Origin of the sequence: Nocardioides sp. AX2bis (assembly GCF_902506435.1) — a bacterium.
Lineage (GTDB): Bacteria > Actinomycetota > Actinomycetes > Propionibacteriales > Nocardioidaceae > Nocardioides.
The window spans coordinates 878258-893539 of the sequence record NZ_LR733215.1 but is presented as its reverse complement, the minus strand read 5'-3'; the positions used below and the strand labels follow the sequence as shown (position 1 = coordinate 893539).

The following is a 15282-nucleotide window of genomic DNA, read 5'->3' as shown; positions in this document are numbered from 1 at the left end:
GGGGTGGTCGGTCAGGACCAGGGGGCGGTGCGCTCGCGCAGGTCGGCGTAGGCCGCCCGCACCGCCGGGGCCGCGGAGCGCGCGGCGTCGTCGGCGGTCAGGACGGTGGTCGGTCCGGCCGGCCAGGCCGGCGGGGCGTCGGTGCCGGCGAGGGCCCAGGCGGCCTGACGTGCGGCGCCGAGGGCGACGTACTCCCCCGTCGGCGGCAGCGAGACGTCGTGGCCGAGCAGCGCCGGGGCCAGCGCCTGGACGGCGGGGTTGCGGGTGGCGCCGCCCACCATCAGGACGCGGGCGGGCTGCCGGCCGGTCTCGGCGACCAGCCGCTCGACGGCCTCGGCCAGGGAGCACAGCAGCGCCTCGACGGCGGCCCGGGCCAGGTCGGCGCGGGTGGTGGTGTCGCGCAGGCCGGTCCAGGTGCCGGTGGCGGCCGGGCGGTTCGGGGACCGCTCGCCGCCGTAGTACGGCGAGAGCGTCACGCCTCCGGCGCCGGGGACCGACGACAGCGCCATGCGCCCGAGCTCGTCGTGGTCGACGCCGAGCCAGGCCGCCTGCAGGTCGAGGATCCGGGCGGCGTTCATCGTGGTGACCATCGGCAGGAAGCCGCCGGCCGCGTCCGCGAAGCCGGTGACGACGCCGCTGCCGTCGGCGACCGGGGTCGCGCTGATGCAGGAGGCGACGCCGGAGGTGCCGAGGGAGACCAGCACGTCGCCGACCTCGAGGCCCATCCCGAGGGCCGCGGCCATGTTGTCGCCGGTGCCGCCGGCGAGGAGGGCGCCGGTACGCGTGGTGCCGGCGGCAGTGCCCGGGGCGACGAGGCGGGGCAGGTCGACCTCGTGGCCGAGCGCGGCCGCGGCCAGGTCGGGGCGCCAGGTGCCGGCGGCGGTGTCGAGGTAGCCGGTGCCCGAGGCGTCGCCGCGGTCGGTGAAGGGCTCGGTGCCGGCCGCCGCGAGGTGGAGCGAGACGTAGTCGTGGGGCAGCAGCACCCGACGTACGCGGGCGGCGGCCTCGGGCTCGTGGTCGCGCAGCCACCGCAGCTTCGCGGCGGTGAAGGAGGCGACCATGACGCTGCCGACGGCGTCGGCGCAGGCCTGGGGCCCGCCCATCTCGGCGACGAGGTCGGCGGCGGTGCCGGCGGAGCGGGTGTCGTTCCAGAGCAGCGCGTCGCGGACCGGCTCCCCGTCCTCGTCGAGGGCGACCATGCCGTGCTGCTGGCCCCCCACCGCGACGGCGTCGGCCAGGTCGAGCAGGCCGTCGGTGGCCCGGTCGACGGCGGCGAGCCAGGCCCGCGGGTCGACCTCGGTGCCGACCGGGTGCGGGGCGGAGCGCGCGTCGACGACACGGCCGTCGGCGGCGTCGACGAGCACGGCCTTGGTGGACTGGGTGGAGGAGTCGATCCCCATGACGAGCGTCACAGCCCCTATTAAGTACGACTCTCGTACTTAAGTCAAGGGACCTCGGGCCCCGAGGTGCCGCCCACTCACCCTCCCGGAGCACCAGCGCGGTGCGTACCGTGGCGGGCATGAGCCAAGACGGAGACATCTACGCCGGCGACCAGCTCTCCCGCGAGGACGCCCTCGCCGGGTCGGAGGGCGACGTCGAGGACGAGCTCGACCGCGGCTACTCCCCTCCCGAGAAGCTCTCGGGCAACATGAAGCACGGCACGACCACCGCCGAGGTGCTCGAGGGCGAGTCCTTCGAGGAGCGCCTCGAGCAGGAGGAGCCCGAGGCGGACCCGTACGACGCGGCCGCCGCCGAGGACGTCAACGACCTCGACGACGGCGAGGTCGGCGACGAGCGCGCGGGCCGCCTGGTCGACCCCGACCAGGGTGGCGGCGCGGACCTCGAGCAGGCGATGGTCGGTGACGACGCCGGCATCGACGGCGCCGCTGCCGGCGCCGAGGAGGCGGCGGTCCACGTCGTCCCCGAGGACGACGAGCCGATCTGACTCCGCTCACCCTCGGAGTCTCCTAGGATCCGGTCATGGCCAAGAGCGACGACGTCACCGCCCGACTGACCCGCGTGCCGCGGTTCGCCGACCTCTCCAAGCGTGAGCTGGAGAAGGTGGCCAAGGCCGGACGTCTGGTGCACCTGCCCGCGCAGTGGTCGCTGATGGCGGAGACCACGCCGGCCGACAAGGCCTACGTCCTGCTCGCCGGCACCGCCGAGGTGCGCCGCCAGGGCACGGTCGTGGCCACCGTCGGCGCGGGCGACCTGATCGGCGAGATCGGCGTGCTGCAGAAGAAGCTGCGCACCGCCGCGGTGGTCTCGACCTCCGAGCTCGAGGTCGTGCACTTCACCAACGAGGACCTCTCCCGGCTCGCCGAGGAGATCCCGGCGTTCGGCAGGGCCCTCGAGGCCACCGCCGCCGCGCACGACGACTGACCGGGCCACGTCGCCACCAGCCGAGATGACGCTCGCGGACAGCCGAGGTGACGCTCGCGGCGCCTCGAGGTGACGCTTGCGGACACGATCGCCACCGCGGCGGTGGTCGTCGCCGGGCCGGTCACCGACCGGCGTGGTGACCGCCGGGCGAGTCGTGTGCCCCAGCACGGTCCCCGGACCGTGCACAGGCACACGACCCCGTACGCCGGGCGACCCGTCCCGTCCCGGAGGTCAGGGCGCCCGCCTCACTCCCACTCGATCGTCCCCGGCGGCTTGCTGGTGATGTCCAGCGCCACCCGGTTGACCTCGTCGACCTCGTTGGTGATGCGGGTCGAGATCCTTTCCAGCACGTCGTAGGGCAGGCGTGCCCAGTCGGCGGTCATCGCGTCCTCGCTGGTGACCGGCCGCAGCACGATCGGGTGGCCGTACGTCCGGCCGTCGCCCTGGACACCGACCGAGCGGACGTCGCCGAGCAGGACGACCGGGAACTGCCAGATGTCGCGGTCGAGACCGGCGGCCGTGAGCTCCTCGCGGGCGATGGCGTCGGCGGCGCGGAGGACGTCGAGGCGGTGCCGGGTGACCTCGCCGACGATCCGGATGCCGAGCCCGGGGCCGGGGAACGGGTGGCGCCAGACGAGGTCGGCGGGCAGGCCGAGCTGCTCGCCGACCAGGCGCACCTCGTCCTTGAACAGCGTGCGCAGCGGCTCGACGAGCTCGAAGCGCAGGTCGTCGGGCAGGCCGCCGACGTTGTGGTGGCTCTTGATCGTCGAGGTGCCGGCTCCCCCGCCGGACTCGACCACGTCGGGGTAGAGCGTGCCCTGGACGAGGAAGGCGACGGTGTCGGCGTCCTCGCCGGTCACGGCGTCGCCGAGGATGTCGGCCTCGGCGGCCTCGAAGACGCGGATGAACTCGCGACCGATGATCTTGCGCTTCTCCTCGGGGTCGCTGACGCCGGCCAGCGCTGTGAGGAAGCGTTCCTCGGCGTCGACGACGACCAGGTCGGCGCCGGTCGCGGCGACGAAGTCGCGCTCGATCTGCTCGGTCTCGCCCTGTCGCATCAGCCCGTGGTCGACGTAGACGCAGGTCAGGCGGTCCCCGATGGCACGCTGCACGAGCGCGGCGGCCACGGCGGAGTCGACGCCGCCGGAGAGGCCGCAGATCGCCTTGCCCCGGTCGCCGATCTGCGCGGTGATCGCCGCGACCTGCTCCTCGACGATGTTGACCATCGTCCAGGTCGGCCGGCAGCCCGCGATGTCGTGCAGGAAGTGCTCCAGGACGGCCTGGCCGTGCTCGGAGTGCATCACCTCGGGGTGCCACTGCACCCCGGCGATCTTGCGCTCGACGTCCTCGAAGGCCGCGACGGTGGCGCGCGGCGAGCGCGCGTTGACGGTGAAGCCCTCGGGGGCGATCGTCACCTCGTCACCGTGCGACATCCAGGAGACGAGCTCGTCCGGCACGCCCTGGAGCAGGGTGCCGGGCTCGAGCACCGAGACCTGCGTACGCCCGTACTCGCGCTGGCCGGTGCGCGAGACGGTCCCGCCGAGCGCGGCGGCCATGGCCATGAAGCCGTAGCAGATCCCGAACACCGGCACCCGGCCGTCGACCAGGGCACCGTCGAGCTGCGGCGCGCCCGGCTCGTAGACCGAGGACGGGCCGCCGGAGAGGATGACCGCCTTCGGGTTGCGGGCCAGCATCTCCTCGACCGGCATCGTGTGGGGCACGATCTCGGAGTAGACCTTCGCCTCGCGCACGCGGCGGGCGATCAGCTGCGCGTACTGCGCCCCGTAGTCCACCACCAGCACCAGGTCGTGGTCGGTCGCGTGCGTCATCCGGGCCCTCTCGACGTGCGGGTCACTGCGGTCCGACGGGGTCCGACGGAGCCGTCATCGTATCGGCCGCGGACGCGGGCGGGCCCGGCCGGGGAGGGAGGTACGGCCGGGCCCTGCGCCTCCCGGTGCCACGAGGGCCCCGGGGCGTACCCGGCGTCGATGGTGCCGGAGGGAGCGGTGTGACACCGGGGTACGACGGCCTCAACGAGGTCGGCCCGCCCGGGTCACGCCGCCGGCGCGCGGCGGTCTGGACCGCCGGTCGCGGGCATGATGGGGGCCCGACCAGCACGAGGAGGCCGCCATGGCCACGAAGAAGAAGTCCGCAAAGAGCTCCAAGGGCTCGAAGACCGCCAAGCCCACCAAGTCCGCCAAGCCCACCAAGCAGGACAGGGAGGTCGAGCGGCTCGAGGCCGCCGTCGCGACGCTCGAGGCCCGCCTGGAGCGCGCCGCGACCAAGGCCGCCGGGTGGAAGGGCGAGGCGAAGGACGCCCGGGCCGCGGCCGCGGCGGCGGAGAAGAAGACGGCCAAGCTCGAGAAGAAGCTGGCGAAGCGGTCTGCGACCGCGCCGTCCGGTGGCACCCCCACCACGAGCGCCCCCACCACCAGCGCCACCACCGGCCCGGCCGACAGCCCCGCCGACGCCCCGGACGCCTCCTGGACCGTCGCCCGGCTCCGCGCCGAGGCGCGGGAGCGCGGGCTCACCGGGATGTCGAACAAGCCGAAGGCGGAGCTGCTCGCCGCCCTGACCGGCTGAGACGCGCCCCGGACCCCACCGTCCCGACGACCACGTTCACCCGCGGTTAACCTGCTTGCTACGTCCAGGAGGACGCCCGGCCACACACGCCGGGACCACAGCGGGAGTGCGGGGCAGCGAGTGAGCCAGACCAGGTCGACAGAGCCGCGGAGCGATGACGGCGTACCCGTCGTCGGCATCGTCGAGATGTTCTCCCAGAAGGCGGTGCGAGGGTGGGTCTCCGTCCCCGCGGACGCCCCTCCGACCCGCGTGACGCTGCACCTCGACGACCTCGAGGTCACCGCGACCTACGCCACGACCGACCCCGACGACCCCGACGACCCCACCCCCGAGGGCGACGCTCCGGCGTCGACGGCGGACGAGGCGTCGGGCGGAGGCCGTCGACGTGCCCGCGGGCCGGGCCGCCACCTCCTCGGACCGGGCCACGTGCTCCGCAACTCCGGGGAGGAGGTGCGGTGGTTCCGCTTCCGCCTCGCCGACCTGTGGCGCTTCTGCGACCCGAACACCGAGGTCTCCGTCCAGATCGGCGGGTCCCGTCTCCCCATCACGGGCCACGGGCTGCACCTGTCCCCGCCGTCGGCCGGACGGCGCTCGGTCGACGACGTCCGCCGCCGGCTCGCCGAGGGCAGCGTGTTCTCGCAGAAGGGGCGGCTCCAGGCCAGCAAGCAGCTCGACCTGGAGTGGCAGCGCAAGGTCCTCGACCTCTACACCCGCACCCGCACGATCCTGCGTGAGAAGCACGGCCACGACGTCTTCTTCACCTACGGCACGCTCCTCGGCGCGGTCCGGGAGGGGACCTACATCGGCCACGACGTCGACTTCGACGCCGCGTTCGTCACCTCGGCGACGGACCCCGACGGCGCAGCGGGTGAGCTGGTCGACGTCTCGCTGACCCTGATCGGGGAGGGTCTGTCGGTCACGGCGCTCCCCCCGCACCTGCACATCAGCGACCCGGCCGACCCCGACCTCCACATCGACCTCTTCCACACCTACTTCGACGAGGCCGGGGAGCTGTGCTTCCCGTTCGGGGTGGCCGGCACCTCGACGATCCACCGCCGCGACTGGCAGGGCGTGCGCGAGATCGACTGGCCGGCCGGCCGCGGGCTGGTGCCGGTGAACGCCGAGCAGGTCGTCGAGTGCCTCTACGGCCCCGACTGGCGCCAGCCCAAGCCCGGGTTCCACTGGCCGCGCGAGCGCACCCGGCTCTCCGCCGAGGCCAAGCTCACCAAGGCCCACCAGTCGAAGGTCTACTGGGCGGACTTCTACGCCCGCAACCGCTACACCAGCGGCTCCACGTTCGCGGCCTTCATGGACGCGCGCTCCGACACCCCCGGCACCGTGGTCGACATCGGGTGCGGCGACGGGCGGGATGCGTGCGCGTTCGGCAGCGCGGGGCGGCACGTGGTCGGTCTCGACCAGTCCCCCGTCGGCGTCGAGCACGCCTCCGGGCGGGCCGCCACCCTCGGGCTCACCGACCGGGTCCGCTTCGAGGTCTGCGACGTCTCGGAGACCGAGCACCTCGGCGAGGTCCTCGGACGAGCCGTCGCCGGGGCCGGCGACGACCCCGTGATGTTCTACCTGCGCTTCTTCCTGCACTCGATCCCGAGGAACGTCCAGGCCGGCCTGGTCCGGACCATCAGCGCCGTCGCCCGGCCCGGCGACGTCCTCGCCGCGGAGTTCCGCACCGAGGGCGACAAGGCCGTCACCAAGGTGCACGGGCAGCACTACCGGCGCTTCCAGGACGGCCCGGCGTTCGGGCGCCGGCTGAGCGAGCGGCACGGCTTCGCCCTCCTGCACGAGGAGGAGGGCACCGGGTTGTCGCCGTACCAGGGCGAGGACCCCGTGCTCTACCGCGTCGTCGCCCGCCGCACGTAGCAGCACGGGCGACGACGCCGGCAGGACGCCGTCACGACGTCGTCAGGACACCCCGACGATGGGCAGCCTCAGCGCCCCCGGGGCGTCGTGGGGCACGACCGGGGACCGGGGAGCGACCGGGTCGAGCCGGACGTACTCCCCGCCCAGGCCCGGGCGCAGGTCCGTTTCGCCCTTGTTGGGCCACAGCGACACGGCCCGCTCGGCCTGCGCGGTGATGGTCAGCGACGGGTTGACCCCGAGGTTGGCGGTCACCGCGGAGCCGTCGACGACGTGCAGGCCGGGGTGGCCGTACATCCGCTGGTAGGGATCGATGACACCGGTCTCGGCGGAGTCGCCGATCGTGCAGCCGCCGATGAAGTGCGCGGTCAGCGGCCGGTTGAACGGCTCGCCGATCGACCCGCCGGCGACGCCGCCCATCACCTTGGCCATCAGGCGTACGGCGGTGTTGCCGACCGGGATCCAGGTCGGGTTCGGCACGCCGTGACCCTGCTTGGAGGTCATGTAGCGCTTGCGGGTGCCGGGGATCCGCTTGGTGTAGGTCGTGATCGAGTTGTCCAGGCTCTGCATGACCAGCGCGATGACGGTGCGCTCGGACCAGTGCTGCAGGTCGTAGAGGTCGCGCAGGGTCGACCGCTGGCGCCACACCTCGTTGATCCAGGTGCGCCACCGCGGCAGAGGACCGTCACCGTCGGTCAGGACCGTCTGCATCAGCGACATGAAGTTGCTGCCCGGGCCGTACCGGCAGGGCTCGACGTGGGTGTCGGCGTCGGGGTGGAAGCTCGAGGTGATCGCGATGCCCTGGCTGTAGTCGATCTCGGTGTCCGGTGCGATGGCACCGAGGATCGACTCGGAGTTGGTGCGCGAGAGCTGGCCGAGCCGCGAGGAGATCCGCGGGAGGTGGCCCTCGTCGCGCATCCGGTGCAGCAGCCGCTGGGTGCCCAGCGCGGAGGCGGAGAAGACGACCTGCTCGGCGGTGAGGGTACGACGGGCGCCCCTGCTGGGCAGCTTCGCCTTGGTGTAGCGGACGTCGACGTCGTAGCCGCCGCCGTCGCGCGGGGCGACCCGGGTGACGGTGGTCAGCGGCATCACCGTCGCGCCGTGCTGCTCGGCGAGGTAGAGGTAGTTCTTGACCAGGGTGTTCTTGGCGTTGTGTCGGCACCCGCTCATGCAGGAACCGCAGCCGATGCAGCTGTTGCGGGCAGGCCCGACACCACCGAAGTACGGGTCGGCGACCTCCTGGCCCTGCTCCTCGTCCGGACCGGCGAAGAACACGCCGACCGGGGTGGGGTGGAAGGTCTCGGCCACGCCCATCTCGCTGGCGACCTTCTCCATGACCTCGTCGGCGGGGGTGCGCATCGGGTTGTCGACCACGCCGAGCATCCGCTTGGCCTGGTCGTAGAACGGGGCGAGCTCGGCGCGCCAGTCGGTGATGTGGGACCACTGCGGGTCCTCGAAGAACGGCTGGAGCGGCTCGTAGAGCGTGTTGGCGTAGACCAGCGAGCCGCCGCCGACACCTGCGCCGGAGACGATCATGCAGTCGGCCAGCGCGTCGATCCGCTGGATGCCGTAGCAGCCGACCTCGGGGCGGAACAGGTACTTCTTGACGTCCCACGACGTCTCGGCGAAGTCGTCGTCCTCGAAGCGCGGGCCGGCCTCGATCACCCCGACGCGGTAGCCCTTCTCGGTCAGCCGCAGCGCGGTCACCGAGCCCCCGAACCCGGAGCCGACCACCAGCACGTCGTAGTCGAAAGCGCGACGCGTACCGGTCCCCATGGCGGTCCTCCTGGTCATCTCAGGCCCGTCCCAGCTTCTTCAGCAGGCGCAGGTTCAGCGTCATCGCGGCGGCATAGGTCTCGTCGGACATCCCGAGCTGGGGCGCGAAGCGCAGCAGCCGCTGGGTGGCGACGGCCTGGGTCTCGGTGAAGCGGTGGACGCCCTCGGCACCCTGGCGGCGGCCCATGCCGGACTGGTGCATGCCGCCCATCGGCGCGTCGATCGAGGCGAAGGTGGCCGCGAACGCCTCGTTGACGTTCACCGTCCCGCACCGGATCTCCGAGGCCAGCTGCCGGGCGCGGGCGCCGTCCTGGCTGTAGATCGAGGCGTTCAGGCCGTAACCGCCGGCGTTCGCGCGGGCCACGGCGTCGGCCTCGTCGTGGAAGCGGTACAGCGCGATGACAGGGCCGAAGGTCTCGTCGCCGAAGCAGGTCATCTCCGGCGTGACGCCCTCGAGGATGGTCGGCTCGTACATGTAGGGCCCGAGGTCCGGGCGGGGCCGACCGCCGGTCAGGACGGTGGCGCCCTTGGCGACGGCGTCGTCGACGTGCGCGACCACGGTCGCGAGCTGCTCGGCCGAGATCAGCGAGCCCATGTCGTTGCCCCAGTCCATCGAGGCGCCCAGCGTCATGGCCTTGGTGCGGGCCACGAAGCGCTCCACGAACCGGTCGTAGACCTGGTCGGAGACGAACATCCGCTCCATCGCCACGCACAGCTGGCCGGCGTTGGAGAACGAGGCACGCACGGCGCCCTCGGCGGCCTTCTCGAGGTCGGCGTCGCGCAGGACCAGCATCGGGTTCTTGCCGCCGAGCTCGAGCGAGCAGCCGATCAGCCGCTCGGCGCAGCGCCGCGCGACCGTACGGCCGGTGGCCGTCGACCCGGTGAAGCAGACGTAGTCGGCGCGGTCGATGATCGCGGTGCCGACCTCGGACCCCTTGCCGGCGACGACCTGCCACAGGTCCCGGGGGAAGCCGGCCTGCTCGAGCAGCTCGAGCCCGAGGAGCGCGCTCAGCATGGTCTGGGAGTCGGGCTTGGAGACCACCGCGTTGCCGGCCATCAGCGCGGGGAGCCCGTCGCAGAGCGCCATCGTGAACGGGTAGTTCCAGGGCGAGATGATCCCGACGACGCCCTTGGGCACCTGGTTCACCCCGACCCGGGTCAGCACGGGCACGACGCCGCTGGCCCGGCGCGGGCGCAGGTGCCGGCGGGCGGTGCGGGCGTAGTAGCGGGCGGTCAGCGCCACGTGCAGCGGCTCGTCGAAGGCGTGCTTGCGGGCCTTGCCGGACTCACGGACGATCAGGTCGAGGATCTCCTCCTGACGGTCCAGGATGAGGTCGTGCAGGCGCATCATCGCCTCGGACCGCTGCTCGAGCGGGGTGCGTGCCCACTGCTCCTGGGCCACCCTCGCCCGCCGGAACGCCTCGGTCACGTCCTCGTCGCTGGACTGCGGGACGTGCGCGAGCGGTGCGCCGTCGAGCGGCGAGTGGACCGCCGCCGTACGACCGCTCGTGGCCAGCACCCGCCTCGTCAGCGCCTCGGTGTAGTCGGGCTCGAGCGCGTAGGACGCGGTCGGGTCGTGCTCCGGGTCGTGCGGGCCGTCGACGGCGGGGTCACCAGGGGTCGCGGCGGGGTTCTGACCGTTCATGTACCGAGAGTATGCCGAGCCCGGGGTCCGTATCTACCCTTCGGTAACCACCGTGGTCCTGGACACGTCGACTTCTTTTGTCAACCGGTCCGCGACGCGCTGTCCGCGACCGTCATCTCGAGGCGCCGCGAGCGTCACCTGGGCTGTCCGCGAGCGTCATCTCGGCTGTCCGCGAGCGTCATCTGGGCAGGCGGACCGCGCCGACCAGGGTGGCCAGCCGCTCCGGCGACAGGTCCTCCTCGACCACGCGCCGCACGGGGCCGCTGTCGGGGGCGTGCAGGATCCGGCGGGCCGGGGCCGGGGCGGCGACGAAGCCGACGTGGTGGACGCGTCGCTCCGGACGGGCGAAGAGGTAGAGGTCACCGACCTGCACGGCGTCGAGGTCGACCGGCTCGAGGACGTCGCCCTGGTCGGAGGCGTCGCGCGGCACGCGCAGCCCGGCGGCCCGGGCCACCCGGTGCACCAGCCCGGAGCAGTCGATGCCGTCGGCGCTCAGCCCGCCCCAGAGGTAGGGCGTGTCGAGGTACGTCGCCGCGGCCGCCACCAGCGCGGCCCCGGCGGCCCCACCGGCCCCGACGGGGCCCGGGTGCCCGTCGCCCTCGTGGCCGTCGCCGAGGTGGGCCGCGAGCACCCAGCCGGGATAGCCGGCCGGGTCCAGGGACGACGGCTGCCACGGCGCGACCACCCGGGCCCAGTCGTCCAGGGACTCGAGGACCTCGACCGGCTCACCGGGCAGCAGCTGCGTCACCTGCTCCCCCTCGGCGTCAGGGGTGCGGCGGACCGGGCAGAGGGTGCGGGCGACCGTCGGCATGCTCAGGATCCTGGCAGGGCCAGGCCCGTCACACCCAGACCGGGGGCGTCGGGCAGGACCAGCACCGGACCCTGGTAGGAGGGCCCGCCGACGTACGGCGAGGACGCCGCCCACCAGGCCGCGTCGAGGTCGGCGCCCCACGTCGTGCCGAGGGCCGCCACCAACGACCCGGCGGCCCCGACGCCCAGGGACGACTCCATCATCGAGCCGACCATCGTGCCCAGCCCGTGCCGCGCGGCCACCTCCAGCAGCGCTGCCGCCGGGGTCAGCCCGCCGCACTTGGCGAGCTTGACGTTGACGGCGTCGCAGGCGCCGAGGCGGACCAGGGAGACCAGGTCCTCCAGGTCGACCAGCGACTCGTCGGCCATCACCGGGGTGTCGACGTGGGCGCGGACGTGGGCCAGCCCGAGGTGGTCCCGGGCGGGCACGGGCTGCTCGACCAGGGTCACGCCGAGCCCGGCGTCCTCGAGCTCGCGCACCACGCGGACCGCGCTGTGGGCGTCCCAGCCCTGGTTGGCGTCGAGGCGGAGCTCGACCCCGTCGCCGACGGCCGCGCGGACGGCGCGGACCCGGTCCACGTCGGTGGCGGCGTGCGTCCCGACCTTCACCTTGAGCACGGTGAAGCCGTCGGCCACCCGGTCCCGGGCCGCCGCGGCCAGGGCCGCGGGCTCCCCCGCCGCCAGCGTCACGTCGGTCGGCACCCGCAGGTCCGGCGCCGGGGCCGCCCCGACGCCCAGGTGGGCCGCGAGGTGGACGGCCAGGGGTACGCCGGCCCGTCGCGCCGCGAGGTCGTGCAGGGCGGTGTCGACCGCCATCTTGGCGCCGGCGTTGCCCGTCGCGCAGCCGTCCAGCCGCGGCCAGGCCTCGCGGGGGTCGGCGGGTCCCCCGACCAGCGCGTCGCGGACGGGGCCCTCGACGCAGGCGGTGGTGCCGGCCAGGGAGTCGCCGGTGATGCGCCACGCCTGCGGGGCCTCGCCCCAGCCGGTGACGCCGTCGTCGTCGGTCACGGTGACCACGACCGTGTCGACCGTGGTGGTGCGCCGCACCGCGGTCACGAACGGGGTGTGCAGGGGCGCCGAGACGGCCGCTGCGCGCACCTCGACCACGCGGGAGCTGCTCACGAGGGACCGGTCACGAGGGAGCGTCACCGCCGTGGTGGAGCGGGCGTCCCGCGCGCTCCTCGAGCGCCGCCCAGGCCCGGGAGGCCACGTCGGCCACCAGCTGCTCGCCCGCGCGCTCCGAGGCGCCGTGACGGGTCAGCACGACCAGCACGAAGGGCGGGTGGGCGTCCGGGCGGACCAGGGCGACGTCGTGGTTCACCCCGCCGATCCACCCGGTCTTGTTCGCCACCGTGACACCGGCCGGCAGGCCCGCCGGGATGCCGTCACGGAAGACCTGGGCGAGCAGGTCGCGCTCGAGGGCGTGCCCCGACGCGGCGTCGAGCAGCCGGTGGCCCACCGCGCCCACGAGGACGAGTCCGAGGTCGCGGGCCGTGACGACGTTCTCGAGCCCGGCCCTGCGCCCGGGGCCGTCCTCGATCCCGCGCGGGACGGCGGTGCGCTCCGAGCACCCGGCCTCCTCGAGCACCGCGGCGACCGCGTCGGTGCCGACCTGCTCGAGGACCAGGTTCGTGGCCAGGTTGCCCGAGTGGGCCAGCATCCGGTGCACCAGGTCGCGCAGCGGCACGGTGCCCCCGCGCTCGGCCCAGGTCCGGGGGTCCTGGTCGTAGTCGGCGTCCATCGTGAACCGCTCCCCCGCCACCACGGAGTCGAACTCGTCGTGGACCGCCACCGCGAGGTCGAGGTCGAGGGTGCCCGCGGCGTGGGCGCGCAGCGCCGCGACGGCCACCGGCAGCTTCATCGTGCTGGCCGCGAGGTGCGGCTCGCGGTCGTCGCGAGCCCACCAGGTGCGGCCGTCGAGGCCCCCCAGCCACGCCGAGACGGTGCGGGAGGTCCTCGGCGTCGCCGCGCCCTCGTGGTCCATCAGCGGCCCAGGCGGGCGGCGAGGTCGGTCAGGTCCCGCACGCGGAGCACCGGGGCGTCGAGGTACCCGGGGTACGGGGTGGTGCCGGACCGGTCCACCAAGGCACCCGACCAGCCGGCCTGCTGCGCACCGTGCACGTCCCAGGGATGGACCGCCACGAGCAGGTGGGCCGCGGCCGGCTCCCCCGACCAGGCCACCGCGTGGGCGTAGGCCGCCGCGGCCGGCTTCCAGACGCCCGCGTCGGCCACCGACAACGTGGCCTCGACCAGGTCCGCGACCCCGGCCCGCTCGAGCAGGCCCTGGGCGACCGCGGCCGCGCCGTTGCTCAGGGTGAGCACCCGCACGCCCTGCTCGCGCAGCGCGCGGAGGCCGTCGGGGACGTCGGGGTGCACCGACAGCCCGGAGAACGCCCCGAGCACGTGGTCGACCGCGGCGGCGCGCTGCAGGGTCAGGTCCGCCGGCAGCAGCACGTCGAGGACGTGGGCCCCGATCTCGGCGAAGGCGGCCTGCTGGCCGACGGCGGCCAGCGCCATGCCCTCGCGCAGCACGGCGGCGAACCACGTCGCGGCGAGCGCCTCGTCGGCGCCGACCTCGGCGAAGCGGGCGCGCAGCGGGGCGAGGTCGGACAACGTCTCGTTGACGTCGAGCACGACCACCCGTGCCGGGTCGCCGTCACCGCTCACGTGGTGACGACCTCCACGCGCTGGAACTCCTTGAGCTCGGTGTAGCCCGTGGTGGCCATCGACCGGCGCAGCGCGCCCACAAGGTTCATCGTGCCGTCGGCGACCCGCGAGGGTCCGAAGAGGATCTCCTCGAGCGTGCCGACCTGCTCGAACTCGACCCGCTGGCCGCGCGGCAGCTCGTCGTGGTGCGCCTCGGCGCCCCAGTGGAAGCCGCGGCCCGGCGCGTCGCTCGCGCGAGCCAGCGGCGAGCCGACCATCACCGCGTCGGCCCCGCAGGCGATCGCCTTGGCGACGTCGCCGGACATCCCGATCGAGCCGTCTGCGATGACGTGGACGTAGCGGCCACCGGACTCGTCGAGGTAGTCGCGCCGGGCACCGGCCACGTCGGCGACCGCGGAGGCCATCGGGACGGCGAGGCCGAGGACCGTACGCGTGGTGTGCGCGGCGCCGCCGCCGAAGCCGACGAGCACGCCCGCGGCGCCGGTGCGCATCAGGTGCAGCGCCGCCTGGTGGGTGGCGCACCCGCCGACGACGACCGGCACGTCGAGCTCGTAGATGAACTCCTTGAGGTTCAGCGGCTCCGCCTGGCTGGAGACGTGCTCGGCGCTGACGGTGGTGCCGCGGATGACGAACATGTCGACGCCGGCGTCCACCACGACCTTGGAGAGCTCCTGGGTGCGCTGGGGCGACAGCGACCCGGCCACGGTGACCCCGGCGGCGCGCACCTCGCGCAGCCGCTCGGTGATCAGCTCGGGCCGCACCGGCTCGGCGTAGATCGCCTGCATCCGACGGGTCGCCTCGGTGCCGCGCAGCTGGGCGACCTCCTCGAGCAGCGGCTCGGGGTCCTCGTACCGGGTCCAGAGCCCCTCGAGGTTGAGCACGCCGAGGCCGCCGAGGCGACCGAGCGCGATCGCGGTGGCCGGCGACATCACGGAGTCCATCGGCGCGGCCAGCACGGGGATGTCGAAGCGGTAGGCGTCGATCTGCCAGTCGACGCTGACCTCCTCCGGGTCGCGGGTGCGCCGGGAGGGCACGATCGCGATGTCGTCGAAGGAGTAGGCGCGGCGGGCCCGCTTGGCGCGCCCGATCTCGATCTCGGTCACGCCGTCCACCCTAGTGGCTGGTCGCGGGTGCGACGCTGGCCGCATGCCACTGGTGAGGATCGACCTGCTCGAGGGACGCGCCGACGACGAGCTGAGGACCATCGCCGACGTCGTCCAGGAGTGCCTGGAGGACGTCTTCGCGGCTCCCCCGCGCGACCGCTACCAGGTGATCACCGAGCACCGCCCGGGCCGCATCATCTGCGAGGACACCGGCCTCGGCCTCGAGCGCAGCGACGGCGTGATGGTCGTCCAGGTCACCCAGCAGGGCCGGAGCGCCGCTCAGAAGCAGGCGCTGTACGCCGCGCTGGCCGAGCGTCTGGAGCAGCGCGCCGGGGTGCGCCCGGAGGACCTCGTCGTCTCGGTGGTCGCCGCGGAGCGCGAGGACTGGTCGTTCGGCCTGGGCCGCGCCCAGTTCCTCACCGGCGAGCTCTGAGGCACCGCGGT

Annotated in this window: 14 protein-coding genes; 5 read left to right on the top strand and 9 right to left on the bottom strand. The window is 74.0% G+C overall.

The window, feature by feature from the left end; translation table 11 throughout:
• Nucleotides 1-11: 11 nt before the first annotated feature.
• Nucleotides 12-1412, bottom strand: a complete 1401-nt coding sequence (gene xylB / locus GV155_RS04335; protein WP_160005573.1) for a xylulokinase — start codon at nt 1410-1412, stop codon at nt 12-14.
• 107 nt (nt 1413-1519) lie between these two features.
• Here xylB and GV155_RS04330 point away from each other — a divergent pair, with 107 nt between their 5' ends.
• Nucleotides 1520-1945 carry a DUF5709 domain-containing protein gene (locus tag GV155_RS04330; RefSeq protein ID WP_160005571.1) on the top strand — a complete coding sequence of 142 codons (426 nt, stop codon included), beginning with the start codon at nt 1520-1522 and terminating at the stop codon, nt 1943-1945.
• A 35-nt stretch (nt 1946-1980) separates the two neighbouring features.
• Entirely contained in the window at nt 1981-2382 is a 402-nt protein-coding gene (locus GV155_RS04325; protein WP_160005569.1) for a cyclic nucleotide-binding domain-containing protein, read from the top strand.
• Nucleotides 2383-2627: 245 nt separating this feature from the next.
• On the opposite strand, the gene guaA is transcribed toward GV155_RS04325, so the two are convergent.
• Nucleotides 2628-4211: a glutamine-hydrolyzing GMP synthase gene (gene guaA, locus GV155_RS04320; protein WP_160005567.1), complete on the bottom strand. Its 1584-nt coding sequence runs from the start codon at nt 4209-4211 to the stop codon at nt 2628-2630.
• Nucleotides 4212-4512: 301 nt separating this feature from the next.
• On the opposite strand from guaA, the gene GV155_RS04315 reads away from it, so the two are divergent.
• Nucleotides 4513-4965, top strand: a complete 453-nt coding sequence (locus GV155_RS04315; protein WP_160005565.1) for a hypothetical protein — start codon at nt 4513-4515, stop codon at nt 4963-4965.
• Between the two features lie 186 nt (nt 4966-5151).
• Complete coding sequence (locus GV155_RS04310) at nt 5152-6840, top strand: class I SAM-dependent methyltransferase (RefSeq protein ID WP_160005563.1); 1689 nt, start codon at nt 5152-5154, stop codon at nt 6838-6840.
• Nucleotides 6841-6882: 42 nt separating this feature from the next.
• Here GV155_RS04310 and GV155_RS04305 read toward each other — a convergent pair whose 3' ends face one another.
• The 7 genes from GV155_RS04305 to GV155_RS04275 form a co-directional block, all read right to left on the bottom strand.
• Nucleotides 6883-8613, bottom strand: coding sequence for a GMC oxidoreductase (locus GV155_RS04305; protein ID WP_160005561.1), 1731 nt, complete (start codon nt 8611-8613; stop codon nt 6883-6885).
• 19 nt (nt 8614-8632) lie between these two features.
• Nucleotides 8633-10258 (bottom strand): succinic semialdehyde dehydrogenase, encoded by a 1626-nt coding sequence (locus tag GV155_RS04300; RefSeq protein WP_160005559.1) that lies wholly within the window; start codon nt 10256-10258, stop codon nt 8633-8635.
• Between the two features lie 178 nt (nt 10259-10436).
• Nucleotides 10437-11069, bottom strand: a complete 633-nt coding sequence (locus GV155_RS04295; RefSeq protein WP_160005557.1) for a C40 family peptidase — start codon at nt 11067-11069, stop codon at nt 10437-10439.
• A 2-nt stretch (nt 11070-11071) separates the two neighbouring features.
• Entirely contained in the window at nt 11072-12190 is a 1119-nt protein-coding gene (locus GV155_RS04290) for a dipeptide epimerase (RefSeq protein WP_201300048.1), read from the bottom strand.
• A gap of 10 nt (nt 12191-12200) precedes the next feature.
• Nucleotides 12201-13052 (bottom strand): serine hydrolase, encoded by an 852-nt coding sequence (locus tag GV155_RS04285; protein WP_160005555.1) that lies wholly within the window; start codon nt 13050-13052, stop codon nt 12201-12203.
• Entirely contained in the window at nt 13052-13735 is a 684-nt protein-coding gene (locus GV155_RS04280; protein WP_160005553.1) for a haloacid dehalogenase type II, read from the bottom strand. Before GV155_RS04280 ends, GV155_RS04285 begins: the two co-directional genes overlap by 1 nt.
• Nucleotides 13732-14838 (bottom strand): GuaB3 family IMP dehydrogenase-related protein, encoded by a 1107-nt coding sequence (locus GV155_RS04275; RefSeq protein WP_236553968.1) that lies wholly within the window; start codon nt 14836-14838, stop codon nt 13732-13734. The genes GV155_RS04280 and GV155_RS04275 overlap by 4 nt, the downstream gene beginning before the upstream one ends.
• A 43-nt stretch (nt 14839-14881) precedes the next feature.
• Here GV155_RS04275 and GV155_RS04270 point away from each other — a divergent pair, with 43 nt between their 5' ends.
• On the top strand, nt 14882-15271 hold the full coding sequence (locus GV155_RS04270) for a tautomerase family protein (RefSeq protein ID WP_160005549.1): 390 nt from the start codon (nt 14882-14884) through the stop codon (nt 15269-15271).
• The last annotated feature ends 11 nt before the right edge of the window (nt 15272-15282 follow it).